This window comes from Allomesorhizobium camelthorni, assembly GCF_011045125.1.
GTDB lineage: Bacteria > Pseudomonadota > Alphaproteobacteria > Rhizobiales > Rhizobiaceae > Allomesorhizobium > Allomesorhizobium camelthorni.
This window is the reverse complement of record NZ_JAAKZF010000006.1, coordinates 55,960-73,504: the sequence shown is the minus strand read 5'-3', so window position 1 is coordinate 73,504 and position 17,545 is coordinate 55,960. Positions and strand designations below refer to the sequence as shown.

20 protein-coding genes are annotated in these 17,545 nt (G+C 64.4%); 6 read left to right on the top strand and 14 right to left on the bottom strand.

What is annotated here, in order from left to right:
* Nucleotides 1-177 precede the first annotated feature (177 nt).
* From G6N73_RS07565 to G6N73_RS07545, 5 genes are all read right to left on the bottom strand, one after another.
* Nucleotides 178-1,170, bottom strand: a complete 993-nt coding sequence (locus G6N73_RS07565) for an SDR family oxidoreductase (protein ID WP_165025559.1) — start codon at nucleotides 1,168-1,170, stop codon at nucleotides 178-180.
* A gap of 132 nt (nucleotides 1,171-1,302) precedes the next feature.
* Entirely contained in the window at nucleotides 1,303-2,814 is a 1,512-nt protein-coding gene (gene amaB / locus G6N73_RS07560) for an L-piperidine-6-carboxylate dehydrogenase (RefSeq protein WP_165025557.1), read from the bottom strand.
* 135 nt (nucleotides 2,815-2,949) lie between these two features.
* The gene (locus tag G6N73_RS07555; RefSeq protein WP_165025555.1) at nucleotides 2,950-4,002 is read right to left on the bottom strand and encodes an aldo/keto reductase; all 1,053 of its coding nucleotides are present in this window, start codon (nucleotides 4,000-4,002) and stop codon (nucleotides 2,950-2,952) included.
* A gap of 123 nt (nucleotides 4,003-4,125) precedes the next feature.
* On the bottom strand, nucleotides 4,126-4,575 hold the full coding sequence (locus tag G6N73_RS07550) for a hypothetical protein (RefSeq protein WP_206078720.1): 450 nt from the start codon (nucleotides 4,573-4,575) through the stop codon (nucleotides 4,126-4,128).
* Between the two features lie 173 nt (nucleotides 4,576-4,748).
* Complete coding sequence (locus G6N73_RS07545; RefSeq protein WP_165025553.1) at nucleotides 4,749-5,255, bottom strand: DUF1993 domain-containing protein; 507 nt, start codon at nucleotides 5,253-5,255, stop codon at nucleotides 4,749-4,751.
* Nucleotides 5,256-5,379: 124 nt separating this feature from the next.
* Here G6N73_RS07545 and G6N73_RS07540 point away from each other — a divergent pair, with 124 nt between their 5' ends.
* Nucleotides 5,380-6,429: a DUF1176 domain-containing protein gene (locus tag G6N73_RS07540; RefSeq protein ID WP_165025552.1), complete on the top strand. Its 1,050-nt coding sequence runs from the start codon at nucleotides 5,380-5,382 to the stop codon at nucleotides 6,427-6,429.
* Nucleotides 6,430-6,479: 50 nt separating this feature from the next.
* The gene (locus G6N73_RS07535; protein ID WP_165025550.1) at nucleotides 6,480-6,827 is read left to right on the top strand and encodes a GFA family protein; all 348 of its coding nucleotides are present in this window, start codon (nucleotides 6,480-6,482) and stop codon (nucleotides 6,825-6,827) included.
* Between the two features lie 15 nt (nucleotides 6,828-6,842).
* Here G6N73_RS07535 and G6N73_RS07530 read toward each other — a convergent pair whose 3' ends face one another.
* From G6N73_RS07530 to G6N73_RS07495, 8 genes are all read right to left on the bottom strand, one after another.
* Nucleotides 6,843-7,724 (bottom strand): alpha/beta hydrolase family protein, encoded by an 882-nt coding sequence (locus G6N73_RS07530; protein ID WP_425484060.1) that lies wholly within the window; start codon nucleotides 7,722-7,724, stop codon nucleotides 6,843-6,845.
* Nucleotides 7,725-7,808: 84 nt separating this feature from the next.
* Nucleotides 7,809-9,419 (bottom strand): NTP transferase domain-containing protein, encoded by a 1,611-nt coding sequence (locus G6N73_RS07525; protein ID WP_165025548.1) that lies wholly within the window; start codon nucleotides 9,417-9,419, stop codon nucleotides 7,809-7,811.
* Nucleotides 9,416-10,129 carry an XdhC family protein gene (locus G6N73_RS07520; protein WP_165025546.1) on the bottom strand — a complete coding sequence of 238 codons (714 nt, stop codon included), beginning with the start codon at nucleotides 10,127-10,129 and terminating at the stop codon, nucleotides 9,416-9,418. Before G6N73_RS07520 ends, G6N73_RS07525 begins: the two co-directional genes overlap by 4 nt.
* Before the next feature lie 4 nt (nucleotides 10,130-10,133).
* Nucleotides 10,134-10,472, bottom strand: coding sequence for an XdhC family protein (locus G6N73_RS07515; protein ID WP_165025544.1), 339 nt, complete (start codon nucleotides 10,470-10,472; stop codon nucleotides 10,134-10,136).
* Nucleotides 10,469-11,749: a vWA domain-containing protein gene (locus G6N73_RS07510; protein ID WP_165025543.1), complete on the bottom strand. Its 1,281-nt coding sequence runs from the start codon at nucleotides 11,747-11,749 to the stop codon at nucleotides 10,469-10,471. The genes G6N73_RS07515 and G6N73_RS07510 overlap by 4 nt, the downstream gene beginning before the upstream one ends.
* The gene (locus G6N73_RS07505) at nucleotides 11,750-12,679 is read right to left on the bottom strand and encodes an AAA family ATPase (protein WP_165025540.1); all 930 of its coding nucleotides are present in this window, start codon (nucleotides 12,677-12,679) and stop codon (nucleotides 11,750-11,752) included.
* A 39-nt stretch (nucleotides 12,680-12,718) separates the two neighbouring features.
* Nucleotides 12,719-13,213, bottom strand: coding sequence for a flavin reductase (locus G6N73_RS07500; RefSeq protein ID WP_165025537.1), 495 nt, complete (start codon nucleotides 13,211-13,213; stop codon nucleotides 12,719-12,721).
* A gap of 76 nt (nucleotides 13,214-13,289) precedes the next feature.
* A complete protein-coding gene (locus tag G6N73_RS07495) occupies nucleotides 13,290-13,628 on the bottom strand; it encodes an antibiotic biosynthesis monooxygenase family protein (protein WP_165025534.1) in 339 nt (112 codons plus the stop codon).
* A 181-nt stretch (nucleotides 13,629-13,809) separates the two neighbouring features.
* Here G6N73_RS07495 and G6N73_RS07490 point away from each other — a divergent pair, with 181 nt between their 5' ends.
* Together G6N73_RS07490 and G6N73_RS07485 are read left to right on the top strand one after the other, a co-directional pair.
* Complete coding sequence (locus G6N73_RS07490; RefSeq protein ID WP_165025531.1) at nucleotides 13,810-14,877, top strand: ABC transporter substrate-binding protein; 1,068 nt, start codon at nucleotides 13,810-13,812, stop codon at nucleotides 14,875-14,877.
* The gene (locus G6N73_RS07485) at nucleotides 14,877-15,881 is read left to right on the top strand and encodes a P1 family peptidase (RefSeq protein WP_165025528.1); all 1,005 of its coding nucleotides are present in this window, start codon (nucleotides 14,877-14,879) and stop codon (nucleotides 15,879-15,881) included. Before G6N73_RS07490 ends, G6N73_RS07485 begins: the two co-directional genes overlap by 1 nt.
* Before the next feature lie 18 nt (nucleotides 15,882-15,899).
* Here the strand turns inward: G6N73_RS07485 and G6N73_RS07480 are convergent, their stop codons facing one another.
* Complete coding sequence (locus tag G6N73_RS07480; protein WP_165025525.1) at nucleotides 15,900-16,139, bottom strand: DUF2171 domain-containing protein; 240 nt, start codon at nucleotides 16,137-16,139, stop codon at nucleotides 15,900-15,902.
* Nucleotides 16,140-16,267: 128 nt separating this feature from the next.
* Between G6N73_RS07480 and G6N73_RS07475 the strand changes: the two genes are divergently transcribed.
* Complete coding sequence (locus tag G6N73_RS07475; protein ID WP_165025522.1) at nucleotides 16,268-16,984, top strand: DUF2259 domain-containing protein; 717 nt, start codon at nucleotides 16,268-16,270, stop codon at nucleotides 16,982-16,984.
* On the top strand, nucleotides 16,981-17,520 hold the full coding sequence (locus G6N73_RS07470; protein WP_165025755.1) for a hypothetical protein: 540 nt from the start codon (nucleotides 16,981-16,983) through the stop codon (nucleotides 17,518-17,520). Before G6N73_RS07475 ends, G6N73_RS07470 begins: the two co-directional genes overlap by 4 nt.
* The last annotated feature ends 25 nt before the right edge of the window (nucleotides 17,521-17,545 follow it).

Below are 17,545 nucleotides of genomic sequence, written 5' to 3'. Positions count from 1 at the left end.
ATATCGGCGCGGCTGCGCATCCAATAAATGTCGGCAATGCAAAGCACTAGCCGCAGGCGTGACCGATCTGCATCAGCCGTCCGCCGTGGCAAGCCTGGTTCGCGGGCAGAGCGTTGGCGATTATGGCGTCGCCGGCCGCGGTGCCGGTAGCCGCTCAGGTTCGTGGCTGCCCTGTTTTCAGTAGCCGCCGTAGCCGCCGATGATCGGCAAGATTTCCCCGGTGATGTAGCTGGAGCAATGCGACGAGGCGAGGAATACGTAGGCCGGCGCGATCTCCTCGGGCTGCGCCGGGCGCTTCATCGGTGTGTCTGCGCCGAACGTCGCGACGTCCTTGGCTTCCTTTTCGGATGGATTGAGCGGCGTCCAGACCGGTCCGGGCGCGATCGCGTTGACGCGGATGCCCCGCGGCACCAACTGCGCCGCCAGTGCCCGCGTGAAGGCGTGGATGCCGCCCTTGGTCATCGAATAGTCGATTAGTTGCTTGCTGCCCGTTATGCCGACGATCGAACCCGTATTGATGATCGCAGAGCCGGATTTCATGTGCTCCACCGCCGCCTGAGCCATATGGAAGTTGCCGTAGAGGTTGGTTTTCAGCGTCGTGTCGAAATGTTCGGGCGTCAGATCCTCGAATTTCGCCGAATGGAGCTGGAAGGCGGCGTTGTTGACCAGAATGTCGAGGCCGCCGAGTTCATCGACCGTCTGCCTTACTGCCGCGCGGCAGCCCTCGCGCGTCGAGATGTCGCCGGGGATCAGGATGCAGCGTTTGCCCTCGGCCTCCACCGCCTTTTTCGCCGCCTTGGCGTCCTCGTGCTCGTCGAGGTAGTTGATGGCGACTTCCGCCCCTTCGCGGGCGAACAGCACCGCCACCGCCCGGCCAATGCCGCTGTCGCCGCCGGTGATCAGGGCGACCTTGCCCTCCAGCTTGTGCGAGCCGATGTAGAACGGCGCGTCGTACATCGGCGCGGGATCGAGCCGCGCTTCCAAGCCCGGCTTGAGCTGATGCTGCTTCGGAAAGGGTGGCTCCGGATAGCGCCGCGCGCCGGCCTGCATGGCTCCTTCCGACTTCTTGCCGGTATCCGCCTTGTCGGCGGCCTCGATGCCGCCCTGGATTTCGCGCTGCTTTTCAGAAGCTTCCGCCGCCTTTGGCGGCGTCTTGGGGTTCTTGTCCATGGTTCCGCTCGCTGTATCGGTCAGTGTGCGTGTGTAACGCCCGAGCGGCGAAACTGTTCTCCGGAAAGACAATGCAAAAAGCCCGGCGCGTGGAAGCGCGCCGGGCTTGGGAGGTTTGCGTTTGACGCCGGCCTAGTCGATGTCGAAGGACACGCCTTGCGCCAGCGGCAGCGACTTGGAATAGTTCACCGTGTTGGTGGCGCGGCGCATATAGGCCTTCCACGCGTCCGAGCCGGATTCGCGGCCGCCGCCGGTTTCCTTCTCGCCGCCGAAGGCGCCGCCGATCTCGGCGCCCGAGGTGCCTATATTGACGTTGGCGATGCCGCAATCCGAGCCGTCGGCGCTGAGGAAGCGTTCGGCCTCGCGCATGTCCAGCGTGAAGATCGACGAAGAAAGCCCTGCGCCGACTGCATTATGCTTGGCCAACACCTCGTCGAAATCGGAATATTTCATCACGTAGAGGATAGGCGCGAAGGTCTCTTCCAAAACCGGACCGGTCTGGTCGGGCATTTCGACCAGCGCCGGCCTGACGTAGAAGGCCGCGGCGTCGCCGGTGTCGATCCGGCTGCCGCCTGTCACCTTGCCGCCTTCGGCCTTGGCATGGTCGAGCGCCTTTTCCATGCCACGGAACGCCGCCTCGTCGATCAGCGGGCCGACAAGGGCGTTCGAGGTCAGCGGATTGCCGACCGAGACGCTTTCGTAGGCCTTCCTCAAGCGCTGGACCAGCGCGTCATAGATGCTCTCATGCACGAACAGCCGGCGCAGCGTCGTGCAGCGCTGCCCGGCCGTGCCCATGGCGCCGAATGCGATGGCGCGCAGCGCCATGTCGAGATCGGCGGACGGGCAAACGATGCCGGCATTGTTGCCGCCAAGTTCAAGGATGGCGCGGGCAAAGCGCTTGGCTAGGCGCGGGCCGACATCGCGGCCCATGCGGGTCGAGCCGGTAGCCGAGACGAGCGCCACCTTCGGATGATCGACCAATGCCTCGCCGACGGCCCGGTCGCCGATCAGCAGCTGCGCCAGACCTTCGGGCGCATCGCCGAAACGGGCCATTGCGCGCTTCAGGATCGCATCGCAGGCGAGCGCGGTCAGCGGCGTCTTCTCCGACGGCTTCCACACAACGGCGTCGCCGCAGACCAGCGCAAGCGCCGCGTTCCAAGACCAGACGGCCACGGGGAAGTTGAACGCCGAAATCACGCCGACCACGCCGAGCGAATGCCAGGTCTCCATCATGCGGTGGCCGGGGCGCTCGGTGGCGATGGTCAGGCCGTAGAGCTGGCGGGAAAGTCCGACCGCGAAATCGCAAATGTCGATCATCTCCTGGACTTCGCCCAGCCCCTCGGACGGGATCTTGCCGGCCTCGATCGAGACGAGGCGGCCGAGTTCGGCCTTGTGGGCGCGCAGCTCCTCGCCGAGCAGCCGCACCAGTTCGCCGCGGCGCGGCGCCGGCACGAGCCGCCAGGCGCGGAAGGCCGCGTCGGCCTGTTCGATAATGCGGGCCGCCTCGGCAGGCGATACCGAACGGACGTCGGCGATCTTCTCGCCCGTGATCGGGCTTTTGGCGGGCAGGTCGCCGCCGGTGAAGCTCTCCTTCGAAACGCCGAGGCTGGTCAGCAGTTCGGCGGTCTCTTGTGCGATTGTCATCGTCAAATCTCTTCTTGCTGTTCGCGATTTGGCTCGCGCGGGCTGGAATTCGCCCGCCGCGAGCGTCAGATGGCGCTTGTTAATTCATTTGCGCGCCGCCGTGAACTCACCAGCGCGCGCAATCCGTCGCGCCAATCAGGGGCACGGATTGCCGGTGCGCTGGTGGATCGCGTCGACCGCCTGCTGCATCTCGTCGGTCCAGCGCACTTCCGCTGAATCGAGCGCCATGTTGAGCTGCGGGATGCTGGTCGCACCGATGATGTTCGAGGTCACGAAAGGCCGGCTGGTGACGAAAGCGTTGGCGAAAAGCGCCGGCTCCATGCCGAAGTCGCGGGCGAGTTCGTTGTATTCGAGCTGCACTTCAGCCGCGTTCGGCGTCTCGTAGCGCTGGCCGCGATTGAAAAGCTGCGAACGCGACCCCTCAGGCCGCGCGCCATGATCGTATTTGCCGGTGAGATAGCCCTGCGCCAGCGGCGAATAGGCGAGCAGCGACACCTCCTCGCGGCCGCAGACCTCGGCCAGATTGACCTCGAAGGTGCGGTTAACGAGGTTGTAGGCGTTCTGCAGGCTGGCGGCGCGCGGCCCCACGCCCTTGTCACTCTCGGCAATGAACCGCATGACGCCCCACGAGCTTTCGTTGGACAGGCCGAAATGGCGAATTTTTCCTGCCTCGACCAGTTCGGTGAATACAGCCAGCGTTTCGGCGATCGGCGTCTCGTCCTCATCGCGCGGCGCCGGCCAATTGCCGACTCGCGTCGAGTTCGATCCCCACGGGACCTGCCGCTCCGGAAAATGGATCTGGTAGAGGTCGATATAGTCGGTCTGGAGCCTTCCGAGCGACTTATCGATCGCGTCGAATATATCGGTACGCACCAGCTTCGAAGGGCGGCCGCCGCGGAACCAGTCATTGGCGGTGCGCCCGACCACTTTGGAGGCGACGATCACGTCCGCCCGGTTTCGGCGCGCTTTCATCCAGTTGCCGATATAGGTTTCGGTCCGCCCCTGCGTCTCGGGCTTGGGCGGGATCGGGTAAAGCTCGGCGGTGTCGAGGAAATTGACGCCGCGCTCGAAGGCGAGGTCCATCTGGGCGTGGCCTTCGGCCTCGGTGTTCTGCTGGCCCCAGGTCATCGTTCCGAGGCAGATTTTGGAAACAAGAAGATCGGTGCGGCCAATACGGCGCTGTTGCATGGTTTGAAATCTCCGGCGGGAAAATGGTTTGGGCGGCAAAGCGCTGGGGTGAGGTGCGCATCATAGCCAGCGCCGGACGGCGCGCCAAGAGGCAGGCGATGCAACAGTTATCCGACCGGCGGATCAGCGCTTCGCGGCGGCTCGCCTTTTGGCGTCGTCGATCAGCATGTTGGCCACCTGCATGCGCACCATGGCGCGCTGGCGCAGATGCGGCGCGACGCGGTCGGGATGGTTCTTGAAGGCGAAGCTGCGCCGCAAGCGGCCGAAATCGGCGGCTGCCTTGGCCTCGTCGAGGCCAAGTTCGACGGCAATGGCGGCCGGCTCGATTGACGGCAGGCCTTCGGCGGGAACGGCGTCGCCGGCCAGCAGCGGTTCGGCCTGGCCGAGCAGCGCCGCCAGTTCTGCCTCGAACTCCTCATTGGTCCGGCGGTATTCGGCGGCGGCTTCGTCGCTCGAAACCTTGATCCGGCCGGAATGCAGTTCGTCGGCGACCGACAGATAGTCGAACGGAATCGACGGCGGCCGTGCCGTATCATCGGCGGGCGCCTTGGCGACGAAGAGATCGTCGAGCAACGAAGCGAAATCGCGGTTTGCGCCCGTTCCGATGACAGCCTCCTCGCCTTTCCCGTTTGGTCCCGATCACCGTTACGAGAATCCGGTTAAAAATCACTCCGAAACTTGCGGACGAATTTACCGGCTAAGCGGCGACCGGCGCAAACGCCCGGCCGCCTCTCGGTTGTGGAGACCTAGATCGCGCCGATGAAATCGGCCTTGCCCAGCGGCACGCCGTTGTGGCGCAGAATAGCGTAGGCGGTGGTGACGTGGAAATAGAAGTTCGGCATCCCGAACTGGAGAAGATACTGCAGGCCGGTAAACTTCCGCTGGCCGCCCAGCAATCTCATTTCGACAGTCCTTTCCTCGGAACCGTCTATGTCGGCGGGCGCGAAGCCTTCGAGATACCGCACCGTTTTCGCGATCCGCTCCTGAAGCTCGGCGAAGGACGCTTCATTGTCCTCGTAGCTCGGGATCTCGCGCCCAGCCAGACGAGAAGCGATGCCCTTGGCGTTATCGCTGGCTATCTGGACCTGCTGCGTCAGCGAGAGCATGTCGGGCGCGAGCCGCGCGGAAAGGAACACTTTAGGGTCGATCTTGCGCGCAGCCGCGTTTTCTTCCGCCTTGGCAAGCACTTGCGACAGCGCGTTCAGCCGGTTGATCAAAACCGGAATCGACGCCTGATACATTGAAATCGTCATGTGGAAATCCCTCGGAACGGGCCGGAATGGCCGAAGCGGAGATAGGTGTTCCACAGGTGGTCTTTCAAGCGCCATCACGACGCCGCAATCCATGCTAGCCTGCTTTCGCTGACGGAGATTCCCGATGAGACAAGCGATTCTCGCAACCGCCATGTCGATGTCAATCGCCGGCATCGCTGCTCCATGGGATGCCCGCGCCGCCGAACCGGACTATCTCGACGACCGCTCCGACGCGGAAGCAGTCGTGAAATCCTTCTACAACGCCATCAACCGCCGCGAATTTTCCCGCGCCTGGTCCTATTTCGGCGAGACCAAGCCGTCGGCGAATTTCGAAAGCTTCGTCGCCGGCTTCGAAGGCACGAAATCCGTGCGCGTCGTGACCGGTGAGCCAGGCGTCGAAGGTGCGGCCGGCAGCACGTTCTTCAACGTCCCCGTCGCGATCGCTGCGACCGGCGTGGACGATACCGAGCGGGTTTTCGCCGGCTGCTATACGGCGCGCCTTGTAAATCCGCAAATCCAGGAGCCGCCGTTTACTGGGCTGCATCTGGAACGCGGCGCGCTGAAACCCTCCGACCAGTCGGCCGAAGAAGCGCTCCCGGCGCAATGCGGCGACGGACCGCCGCCCCCGGCACGCGACGCCGAACTCGAACAGGCGAAGAAAGCTTTCGCGGCAAGCCATGGCGAGGAATGCGCTCCACGGGGCCAAGATGCGCAACCCACCGAACCCGAGCGCTACATTATCAAATTCCACAATACCGTCAGCACTGACGACGGCGAACAGGAAGTGCAACTCTTCCGCTTCTTCTGCACCATGGGTGCCTACAATGAAGCGCATTACTATTATCGGGCCGATAAAGTCCGCGGCGTCAGAGAAATCCATTTCGCGACGCCCGAACTTCAGATCCAGTATCAAAACGGCGACAGCGAAGGAAAAGTCGAGGCCGTAAACATCATCGGCTATCGAAGCGATGGCGAACTCATCAATTCGTTTTACGATGAAGCGACAAAGACCATCACATCGCACGCCAAGTGGCGCGGCGTGGGCGATGCCTCGTCGACCGGAATATGGCTGTTCCGCGATGGCGAGTTCAGTCTCGTCCAGTACGATGTTGACGCGACCTATGACGGCGAGATCAACCCGGAAACCGTGCTCGACTACAACACCGCGCCTTAGGCGCCGCCTACGCCGCTTGCCGACCCTCCATCAATCCAGGGAGAAAACGCATGCTCTACAAAGGCAATTGTCACTGCGGCAAAGTCGCTTTCGAAGTCGAGGGGGAACTCACCGCGGCCGTAGCGTGCAACTGCTCCATCTGCTCCCGCAAGGGAGCATTGCTGTGGGCCGTGCCGCGCGACAGGCTGCGCCTGACCGGTTCCGGAAACGGCATGGGAACCTACGCGTTCAACAAGCATGCCATCGAGCACCGCTTCTGCCGGACATGCGGCATTCATGCCTTCGCCGAGGATGCGGCACTTGAGAGTAAGCCCTCGGCCTACATAAACATACGCTGCCTCGAAGGCGTCCATCTTGCTTCCGTGCCGGTGATCGATTTCGATGGCCGCTCGATGTGAGCGCCACAAGCAAGCTCACCGGACGGAAAGCATCCAGTTGAGCGTTTCGCGCCAATCGGTCATGCGGATCGGGGTGCCGTGAGTCCCGGTCTCGAAGCGCACGAAGCGAACCGGATAGTTCGGCGACTTCGCTTTGATCGAGCGGAAGAATGCTTCCTGCTTCTCGACCGGGAAGACCGTGTCGCGGCTGCCATGGCCGAAGAACACCGGCACTTTCACGCGAAAAGCGGGGCTGGCCAGAAAGCCGTCGTGCCAATGCGAGCCGAGCAGCAGCAGACCGGATAGGCGCGGACCGATCGCCTTGTCGCCCGCGAGGGTCCAGCACAGCGCGCCGCCCATCGAGCCGCAGGCAATGAATATTTTCGCGCCGGGCGACTGCCCGGCATAATGCCCGATCAGCGCTTCGATTTCCGCCGCGCCTTTTCCGCCGAAATCGGAAAAATCCGGCGACAGATAAAGCCCGCCATTTCGGGCCATCAAGTTCTTGATGCGGTTGAAATTGCCGCCGAAGCTGAAGTCGTCGACGCCCTGCTTGCGGCTGCCGCCCTGCCCGTGAAGGTAGATGGCAATGAATTTCGCGCCCTCCCGCCTTCCGACCGCGACATGGCGGATCTTGCCCGCGCCCGTCCTCAGCACCAGATCCTGCTGCGCCTTGCGCACGCCGGTCGAAACATATTTCCCGCGAGCCCGCCTCTCGGGGATTTCGTCGCGGCCGTTGATGTCGCGCATTTCGTTGTAATCCACGACCATGTACGGCCCTTCCCGCGACAGGATGGCTGGATAGGCGAACAGCTCGTCCTTGTAGGGCTTCAGGGTTTCGGCGGAGGCAAGCGAAGGGAGGGCGGACAGTACGAAAATCAAGACAAAGCGGCAAAACCTGATGTGGGATTTTTGCACGCTTGCTCCTCGATTCGGCGGTCCGATCGCATTCTTGTCGTCAAATAATTTGTCAGCAGCAAGATAGTTGTTTGACGGACAGGTTCAGTCCTGCAGCACGCCGCCGGCGCTTTCCAGTGCATCCCTGGTGTCGACATCGATGCCTGCGCCTTCGCCGATCTCGACATCGACGACGTTCAAGCCTTCCGCTTCGACCAGGTGGCGAGCACCGGTATCGCCCTCAAGCTGCGAGACGGCGTGGAACAGAGAGCGCGGCAGGATCACAGGATTGCCGCGCTTGCCGTTGTGTACAGCCCTCACCACCGCTGCGCCGCCCGATTTCTCGAAAGCCCCGATCAGATGATCGAGGTCGCCGGCTGAGATGCCCGGCATGTCTGCAAGTACGATCATCGCGCCCGTCACGTCCGCCGGCAGGCTCGCTACGCCCCGCTTCAGCGAACCGGAGAGGCCTGACGCAAAATCCGGGTTGTGCGCCATCTTCACGTCGAGGCCGGACAGTGCGGTGCGAATTCGATCGGCCTGGTGGCCGGTAACGACGGTCACGCCCCCAGCCCGCGCAGCCAGCGCCCGCTCCGCCGAGCGGCGGACCAGCGGCTTGCCCTCGAACAACGCCAGCAGCTTGTTTGGCCCGCCCATGCGGCTCGAGCGGCCGGCGGCGAGCAGCACGATCTCGACCTTCGGCTCTACAGGCGTGGCTGGTGCCTCGCGCGGCTGCGGCCGGGTTGGGATCTCCATGAGAAGCCCGCCGACGCCCAGCCCGGCAATGTCCGCCGCCGTCACGTTGAGACCGGCGATCAGCCGGTCGAGCACCCAGTCGAAGCCGTTCTCCTTGGGACTGCGGGCGCAGCCCGGCGCGCCGAGCACCGGTTTGCCACCGAGCCTGCCCAGAACCAGCAGATTGCCGGGATCGACCGGCATGCCGGTGCGGACGACCGCGCCACCGGCCGCGCGGATGGCGGCCGGGATGACATCGTCGAAATCGCTGACCGCCGATGCGCCGAAGACGACGACCAGGTCACAATTTTCAGCCAACTTGACGATGGCCGCCGCCACGGTATCCGTCTCATGCGGCGTCCGCAGTTCTTCCGCGGCGCGGCTTTTCGAACGCGCCAGCCGCGCCGCGGTGATGCGCGTGGTTTTTGCGAGCACGCTATCCTTGATGCCCGGCAGCACGGTTTGGACGATGCCGATGCGCTTCGGGCTGAAGGGATGAACGGCGAAAATCTCGCCGCGCCCGCAAAGCCCGGTCACGGCCTCGACCGTGTCACGCGTAGCCGCGAACGGGATGATCTTCACCGTCGCCACCATCTGGCCATGCTCGACCGCGGCAAAATTCGCCAGCGTCGCGATGGTGACGGCGGGATCGACAGCGTTGATCGCATCTATCATCGCCGCATCGACGGTGAATACGCCGGCCTCGCGCGCATGGAGGTTGACACGGCCGGTGGATGGCGGCCTGGCCTCGATGCCGCGAAACAACATCCCTCCGGCGATCCTCGCCGCCGCTTCGTCCTCGCCGAGATCGTCCGGCGCAAGCACCGCCGCGACCACTTCGGCGACGTTCGCTGCCTTCAGCGCCGCGATATCCTCCGCCGTCAGCACATGCGCCTTGCGCAGACGCCTGCCGGCAAGCTGGATGGAATGAGCAAGCACCGCGCCTTCGGCTTGCCCGACCGGAACAGGACCGAACTTCACGCCGCCTCACCTCTGGCGGCGGCGGCCGCCGCTCCGCGCGAGCGGAACGCCTGGATCACTTGCGCCAGCACGGCCACCGCGATTTCCGGAGGACTCGCCGCGCCGATCTCGATGCCGATCGGCGCGTGGATGCGCGCGATCTCGTCTGCCGTCGCGCCCATCGCCAGCAAGCGCTCGACCCGCTTCGCATGCGTCTTGCGGCTTCCCAGCGCGCCGACATAGAAGCAGCCGGCGTCGAGCGCAGCCTTCAGCGCGAAATCGTCGATCTTGGGATCGTGGGTGAGCGCGGCAAGCGCGGTGTAGCCGTCGAGCGGCCGCGCGGCGAGCACGTCCACAGGCCACTCAGGGTGAAGCGTCACGTCAGGAAAACGGTCCTTCGTGGCGAATGCCGTCCTGGGGTCGATGATTTCCAGCGGATAACCGGCCACGCGCGCCATCGGCGCCAGCGCCTGGCTGATGTGCACGGCGCCGATAACCACCAGGCGCGGCTGCGGCAGATGCACGTTGAGGAAAAACGTCCGCCCGTCGGCCTCGACCGAGCCGGAGCTTCCCGACCGGAATGCCTTGGCGGCCGCCTCGCCTAGCCCGCCCGCAACGGCCTCGCCCTCGCAGACAATGCGGTCACTGCCATCGCCGAGGTCGGTGACCAGGATGGCTGCGCGCCGCGCCCGGCGCTCTTCGTTCAGTTTTTTCAGCGAAATAGGATTCATGCGCTCAACCCAGCCGCTCGACATAGACTTTTATGCGCCCACCGCATGACAGCCCGACCTGCCAGGCCGTTTCGTCGGCGACGCCGAATTCCAGCATCCTCGGCTTGCCGGTCTCGATCACGTCGGCGGCTTCCGCGACCACCGCGCCTTCGACGCAGCCACCCGACACCGAGCCGTGGAAATTGCCGGCGGCGTCGATGACAAGGTGGCTGCCGGCCGGGCGCGGGGCGGAACCCCAGGTCTCGACGACGGTGGCGATCGCCACCTCCTTGCCGTCCTGCAGCCAGCCCTCGGCTATCGCCAACGGATCGCGGCTTTCGTCGAGATGAGCGAGATCGTTCATGGTCGATCCTCCGTGAGAAGAATATGTTGCGCCGCGCGCGGCCTGCCAATAGCCAGCCACCGGCGCGGGTCGACATCGCGGCTCGAAGCCTTGTCCAGAGAGGCGCAAAGGTCGGCCAGCGCGTTCAGATTGTGGACCGCGCGAAACTCGTCGACATGCGGCAGCATGGCCCTGACGCCACGGGCGCGCGGCTCGAAACCGTCGAAGCGCAGGAGCGGGTTAAGCCAGATCAGCCGGCGGCAAGATTTTTTCAGGCGCTCCATCTCCTCGCTCAGGGCGGCGACATCGTCGCGCTCGAGCCCGTCGGTGATGATGAGCACGACCGCCCCCTGCCCGAGCACGCGACGCGACCACAGCCGGTTGAATTCGTGCAGCGTATCGCCGATGCGGGTGCCGCCGGACCAGTCCTTCACCGCCGTCGAAGCCTCGGCGAGCGCCTCGTCGGGATCGCGATGGCGCATCTGGCGAGTCAGGTTTGTCAGCCGCGTGCCGAACACGAATGTATGCACGCGCCGCCGCTTCTCGGTCAGCGCATGCAGGAAATGCAGGAATATCCGCGTATACTGGCTCATCGACCCGGAAATGTCGGCAAGCACCACCAGCGGCGGGTGGATTTCCCGCCGCGTGCGGAATTTCGGCAGGATCAACGCACCGCCGGTACGCGCTGCGGAACGCATCATGGCGCGCGGATCGATGGTGCGGCCGCGCTGGTCGAGCTTGAACCGCCGCGTCGCCACCAAGTCGAAAGGCAGAGTAAGCGCCGCGATGGCGCGCTTAGCGTCGCCGATCTCGGCGGCGCTCATCTGGGCAAAATCCTTGCCGCGCAGCACTTCATTGCCGGAAAAGGTGAAGCGCGCATCGACCTCGATCTCGGGAATTTCACGCCGCGGCTGGTTTTTCCGGTGGCCTTCGAACATCGCCTCGCTGACGCGGCTTTCGGCCGTGCGTGGCTTTTCCCGCTCGCGGTGGTCGGGCGCGACCGGCGAAAACATAGCCAGCATCTTCTCGATCAGCTCGCGCGATTTCCAGAACAGCCGGAACGCCTCGTCGAAGGTAGCGTGGTCCTCGTGGCGGGTGACGAGAACGGCATGCAGCGTCCAGTAGAAATCTTCGCGGGTTCCGATGCCTGCCGCCAGCACCGCCTCGATCGCGTCCTTCACCGAAGCCGGCCCGACCCGCATGCCTGCCTTGCGCAGCGCCCGGGCGAAATAGACGATGTTGTCGGCGAGGCGCCCTTCCGGCTTGGCGACTTTCGGAGCGGAAGAGAATTTTTCCATCTACTCGGCCGCCGAAAGCTCCGCCTTCACCTCGTGGAGCAGGCGGCGGCCTTCGCCCTGTTCGATGCGGGCTATGTCGTCCTGATATTTCAACAGCACGCCGATCGTGTCGGAGATGGTTTCGGGGTCGAGTGCGATCTTGTCGAGTTCGGTCAGCGCGCCGGCCCAGTCGATTGTCTCGGCGACGCCGGGCACCTTGAACAGATCGATCTCGCGCAGCTTCTGGATGAAGCGCACGACCTCCGCCGAGAGGCGGTGGTTGGCCTGCGGCACCTTGCGCCGCACGATCTCCAGTTCGCGCGCCGCGTCGGGATAATCGACCCAGTGGTAGAGGCAGCGCCGCTTCAGCGCGTCGTGGATCTCGCGCGTGCGGTTGGTGGTGATGATGACGATCGGCGGCTCCTCGGCCTTGATCGTGCCGAGTTCGGGCACCGTCACCTGGAAATCCGAAAGAATCTCGAGCAGGAACGCCTCGAATGCCTCGTCGGTGCGGTCGAGCTCGTCGATGAGGAACACCGGGGCAGCACCCGCCTCGCCGGTCAGCGCTTCCAGCACCGGCCTGCGGATCAGGTATTTCTCGGAGAACACGTTGCGCTCCATGTCGGAACGCACGACCGATCCCGCCGCCTCCTCCATGCGGATCTCAATCATCTGGGCGGCGTAGTTCCACTCATAGACCGCCGAGGAGACGTCGAGCCCTTCATAGCACTGCAGGCGTATGAGCTTGCGGCCGAGTGCCTGGGCGAGAACCTTGGCGATCTCGGTCTTGCCGACGCCTGCCTCGCCTTCCAGGAAGAGCGGCCGCTTCATGCGTAGCGAGAGGAATAGGACGGTCGCCAGCGCGCGGTCGGCGACATAATCCGCGCCGGCCAGCATGTCGAGCGTCTCGTCGATCGTCTGCGGCGCGGGACGCGGTTGCAACTCGCTCATTCGACCTCCGGAATGCAGGGGCGGCTCCCAGGCTAACCTCTAGAGCGCGCGATATCCCCTGTTGAAATAGATCAGCGGTTCGAGCGTATCGCCGATGCGCAGGCCTGTCACCTTGCCGAAAAGCACTCGGTGGGTGGCGTGGTCCTTGGTGTCGACCAGTTCGCAGTCGAAGACGGCGAGCGCGTCCACCAGCGTTGGCGCGCCCGAAGCGATCGTGTCCCAGCGCGCCATGGCGAAGCGCTCCTTGGGCGGCAGGCCGCTGAGGCCCGAAAATGCGACAGCCAGCGGCTCTTGATCGGCGCGAAGCGTGTTCAGAGCGAAATTGCCGTTTTCCAGGAAGGCATCGTTCTTGGGATTTTCACGGTTGACGCACACCAGCACCGTCGGAGGCATATCCGAAACCGAGCAGGTAGCGATCACGGTAGCACCGCGCTTTCCGGCCGGGCCATCGGTCGTCACCACATGCACGGCGCCGGCGAAGTTCGCCATCGCGTCGCGATAGGCCTGCGGCTCGATGTCGGTTTTCTTCAGCACCGGCGATTTCCCGTGATTTGCGTTGCCCGCTATATATGGCCATGAAGCGCGCGCCACAAGCGAAGCCGGCAAGCCGCTAAATCTCCAGCCGCATGTAGTTGGCAATGTCGGTCTTGATGCCTAGCCGCGAGAACATTTCCTGGCGATCGAAGCCGATATCCGCGTGCAGTTTCGCCACCGCCGCCGACACGCGGGCTATTGCGTCCTGGCTGGACCACTCAACAAAGGTCACGATGTTGAACTCGCCTGGGCCGGATTGCTGCTCGAGGATGAAGTCTCGCACGAAGCCATCCTGGTCCCGCAGCAACGCATGGGTCGTCGCTACCCGGCCCAGGAACTCGTCTCGGCCGTGCTCCGGAACGACGAACTTGTCGACGCGATAGAGTGGCTCGCCATTCGGCTTCTCTTCCACCATCTCATTCTCCTTTCCAATTCCGCTTGCGCGGCATGAGAAAACCAGTCTGCAACCTCAACCATGCTTTAGGTCAAGCGCCATTTTCGTCTTCAATCTCATGAGTTGCGCGGGAAGCGGCCACCCTTTACCAGTGGCGGCAATGCAGGCGGCTGGAGCCGCCGGACGGAGGACGTCGAGCGACATGCGACTTGGCACAAGCTGCCTGGCGGGGATAGCGGGTCTGTTGCTGGCCGCACAGGCGCAAGCGCAGGAGCCGCGACTGGGCTTGTCCACGCCGCTCAGCGGCGCCTCGGCGATCCTCGGCGTCCAGATCCTGGACGGCGCCGCGGTAGCGGCTGGGGCAGAAGAGCTGGAAATCGCCAGCGACGGATGCACCGCCGAAGGCGGCGCAAAGGCCGCGCGCCAGTTCGTCGAGGCAAAGGTGCGGATCGTCGTTGGCTTCCTGTGCACGGAAGCGATTGAGGCGGCGCTGCCAATCCTGAAGCAGGCGGGCATTCCCGTCGTCACCGTCGGCGTTAGGACCGACAGCCTGACGGACGGCCGCGAAAAGACCGGTTGGCCGGTTTTCCGGCTCGGACCGCGCGCCGACGGCGAGAACGCGGCTGCCGCCGCGATCGTACCGAAACTCTGGCGCGACGAGCTTTTCGCCATCATCGACGACGGCACCATCTATGGCCGCGAGCTTGCCGAAAGCGTCCGCGCCTCCGCCGAACAGGCCGCACTAAAGCCGGTATTCACCGACAATTTCCGGCCGCAGATGGACAACCAGGTCGGCCTCGTCGGGCGTCTTCGGAGGGCCGGCGCCACACATGTCTTCGTCGGCGGCGACCGTGACGACATAGCGATCATGGCGCGCGACGCAGCCGCCGCCGGCGGCGGCATGGTCTTTGCCGGCGGTGAAGCGTTGCGCGCCGCGCCCGGCGAAGTGCCGCTTGCCGAGGGAACACTGATGATCGGCCTGCCGGAATGGTCGGAAATCGCCGGCAACGACGCTCTTGCAGCCCTCAGGGAGAGCCAGATCGCCCCCGACGGTTATGTCCTTCCTACATTCGCGGCGGTCGAAATCGCCCGCGCCGCCCTTGCAGATGCGGACGCTACCGGAAAGCCATTGCCGGACATCCTCGCAGAGCGGGAATTCATGACCGCCATCGGGCCCGTCCGCTTCGACGCCAAGGGTGACCTCGCCGACAATCCCTATCGCGCCTTCCGCTATGACGGCGAGCGCTTCATTCCATTGGGAGACGACTGATGTTCCGCCATGGGCCACGCAATCTGATCACCGATGTCGACGGCCTGCTGGTCGGCAATGCAGACGATCAGCGCCTGAAATCGGGCGTCACGGTCGTAGTCTGCGAGGAACCGGCGGTCGCCGGCTACCAGATACTCGGCGGCGCGCCGGGCACGCGCGAGACCGACCTGCTCAAGCCGCACAATTCCGTTCAGGCAGTCAACGCGGTGGTTCTCTCCGGCGGCTCCGCCTTCGGGCTCGACGCAGCTTCGGGCGTGCAGGCGGCGCTGCGCGAGCAGGGAATCGGCTTCGAGGTGGGCGGGTACCGCGTTCCGATCGTGCCAAGCGCCATCCTGTTCGACCTTCGCAACGGCGGCGACAAGGACTGGGGCCGCTACCCGCCCTATCGCGAACTCGGTTACGATGCCGTGCAGGCGGCTAGCCGCGATTTTTCGATCGGCACGGCCGGCGCCGGAACCGGAGCCCTGTCGGCCGGCCTGAAGGGCGGCCTCGGCTCGGCTTCGGTTGTGCTCGACAACGGCATCACCATCGGGGCGCTCGCAGCGGTCAATCCGACGGGCTCGGTGACGGTGGGGCGCAGCCGCCACTTCTGGGCCGCCCCCTTCGAGATTGGCGACGAGTTCGGCGGCCTCGGTTATCCCTCGCCGGTGCCCGAGAACGCCAGGAAGCTCCTGCTGAAATTTCGCGACAGGAACGCGACGGGAAACACCACCATCGCCGTCATCGCCACCGACGCGATGCTGACCAAGGCCGAGGCCAAGCGCCTTGCCATCGCTGCGCATGACGGCTTCGTGCGTGCGATCTGGCCGACGCACACGCCGGCCGACGGCGATCTCGTCTTCGCGCTGGCAACCGGGCGCAGCGGCAAGACGGTCGAACTGGACGACGCGATCGACCTTTATGCCGCCGCCGGCGCGACAATGGCGCGCGCCATAGCGCGCGGGGTCCATGCCGCCACGGCCGCCGAGGGCGATCTGTTTCCGGTGTGGTCCTCTCGCCTCTGAGCGTAGGCTGCTGGGCCGTTATTCTTCCTCGAAAGTGACGGCAACGTCGGAATTGGCCGACAGCCGCACCTTTTCGCCTTCCACCTCGGCGATGAGGCTGGCCGGTATGAAGTGGTGGTGTCCCCGGTGGGAGCCCTCGCCGCTGTCCTTGCGGGTCAGCTTGATGCGCTGCCCCTCAACCTTGTCGACCGTGCCGATATGCACGCCATCGGCGCCGATCACTTCCATATGCTCGCGAATGCCGCTCATGTCGGCCATTGTCTGCCTCCTTGCTTCTGACCTGACGCCCTAACGGTCGGCGGCAGGATTGGATGCATCGCGTTCGTGAACGCGACGTTAGGGTTCGCGCGCGATATTCAGGCGACCTCGATGCCCGCGGAGAAACCATGCGAACCGCACTTGCCCTGCTTATTCTTCTGGCGGTCGCGCCGGCCTCGCTCGCGGGCGACGTCGCCGAACTCGAAATATTGGGCTTCAGCGATGACGGCTCGGTTTTCGCCTTCGAGGAATATGGCGCTTTCGACGGCTCCGGCTTTCCTTATTCCAACCGCTATTACATCGATGTCGACAGCGATGAGTTCCTGCCGGCAACGCCGATCAGGGTACGTCTCGAAGACGAGAACGCCACGGTCGAGGAAGCGCGGCGGCAATCGCGCGAACGCGGCGAAAAGATCGTCGGCCAATCCGAGCTTAATGCAAACCGGGGCTTCACCGCCGGCTCGAATGCGGTGACCGAGCTTTCGGCCGACCCCTATCGGATGATGGTCAATCCGCGGCCGATCTTCTATCCGGTCGACGATCCTCTGGAGTTCCGGCTGGAGGAAATCCCGCTCAACAACACCGCGCAGTGCGAGAACCACGGCGAGATCAACGGCTTCCGTCTCCTGCGCATAGACGCGTCGAAAGGTGGCCAGACGCAGGTTCTGCATGAGGACAAGGCGATCCCGCAGAGCCGCGGCTGCCCCTACGGCTACGGCATAGGCGCGGTACAGACCCTCTATCACGATGGCGGCCTGTCCGCCTATGCGGTGCTCATTTCGTTGCGTACATACGGCTTCGAAGGCCCAGATTTCCGCTGGCTCGCGGTTACGGGACGGTGGTGATCCTGCCGGTCGACAGCGCTGCCCACGGCCGCCCCGCTAGCAGAGCGTTTTCGGCGCGGCTGCGCCGCGCGCGCCCTTCCCTTGCCACAACATTCGCCGGCGCCATCCTGTGGGGGTTGGCGATGGGCGCCGGCGCCTACGCCAACCTTTTCCTGGGCGCCTGGGAAACCCCGGCCAAGCTGCAATTCGTGGCGGCGCTGTTTGCCGTTGGTGGCGCGCTTGCATTCCCCTTGGGGCTGTTCCTCGCCCGCTTCTTCTCCGAGGAGCGGCGTGTCGAGGCCTCCTTCGCCGCTGCTTTGCTCTGCTTCGCCGCCGCTACGGTGGCGGTGACGGCCGTCCTCTACGCTATCCAGTACCGTTCCTACTATTCGGCGTGGCATGCGGAGGCTTTCTCCATCACCTGGATGTTCCAGCTCGTTTTCACGACATTGGCCGCGCTCTATCAGTTCTCGGTGCTCGGCGTCCGGCTGTTCTTCCCGTTCGGTTTTTTGGCGCTGTTCGCCGCCGCATTCTGGTTTGCGCGCAGTCCACGTTGAGCATTTCCGCCGCCTCTGTTAGGAC

What these genes read in the sequence shown, in the direction of transcription:
- G6N73_RS07565 (WP_165025559.1), bottom strand. Translation starts at nt 1,170, where the DNA reads ATGGACAAGAACCCCAAGACGCCGCCAAAGGCGGCGGAAGCTTCTGAA.
- amaB (WP_165025557.1), bottom strand. Translation starts at nt 2,814, where the DNA reads ATGACAATCGCACAAGAGACCGCCGAACTGCTGACCAGCCTCGGCGTT.
- G6N73_RS07555 (WP_165025555.1), bottom strand. Translation starts at nt 4,002, where the DNA reads ATGCAACAGCGCCGTATTGGCCGCACCGATCTTCTTGTTTCCAAAATC.
- G6N73_RS07545 (WP_165025553.1), bottom strand. Translation starts at nt 5,255, where the DNA reads ATGACGATTTCAATGTATCAGGCGTCGATTCCGGTTTTGATCAACCGG.
- G6N73_RS07540 (WP_165025552.1), top strand. Translation starts at nt 5,380, where the DNA reads ATGAGACAAGCGATTCTCGCAACCGCCATGTCGATGTCAATCGCCGGC.
- G6N73_RS07535 (WP_165025550.1), top strand. Translation starts at nt 6,480, where the DNA reads ATGCTCTACAAAGGCAATTGTCACTGCGGCAAAGTCGCTTTCGAAGTC.
- G6N73_RS07520 (WP_165025546.1), bottom strand. Translation starts at nt 10,129, where the DNA reads ATGAATCCTATTTCGCTGAAAAAACTGAACGAAGAGCGCCGGGCGCGG.
- G6N73_RS07515 (WP_165025544.1), bottom strand. Translation starts at nt 10,472, where the DNA reads ATGAACGATCTCGCTCATCTCGACGAAAGCCGCGATCCGTTGGCGATA.
- G6N73_RS07510 (WP_165025543.1), bottom strand. Translation starts at nt 11,749, where the DNA reads ATGGAAAAATTCTCTTCCGCTCCGAAAGTCGCCAAGCCGGAAGGGCGC.
- G6N73_RS07505 (WP_165025540.1), bottom strand. Translation starts at nt 12,679, where the DNA reads ATGAGCGAGTTGCAACCGCGTCCCGCGCCGCAGACGATCGACGAGACG.
- G6N73_RS07495 (WP_165025534.1), bottom strand. Translation starts at nt 13,628, where the DNA reads ATGGTGGAAGAGAAGCCGAATGGCGAGCCACTCTATCGCGTCGACAAG.
- G6N73_RS07490 (WP_165025531.1), top strand. Translation starts at nt 13,810, where the DNA reads ATGCGACTTGGCACAAGCTGCCTGGCGGGGATAGCGGGTCTGTTGCTG.
- G6N73_RS07485 (WP_165025528.1), top strand. Translation starts at nt 14,877, where the DNA reads ATGTTCCGCCATGGGCCACGCAATCTGATCACCGATGTCGACGGCCTG.
- G6N73_RS07480 (WP_165025525.1), bottom strand. Translation starts at nt 16,139, where the DNA reads ATGGCCGACATGAGCGGCATTCGCGAGCATATGGAAGTGATCGGCGCC.
- G6N73_RS07475 (WP_165025522.1), top strand. Translation starts at nt 16,268, where the DNA reads ATGCGAACCGCACTTGCCCTGCTTATTCTTCTGGCGGTCGCGCCGGCC.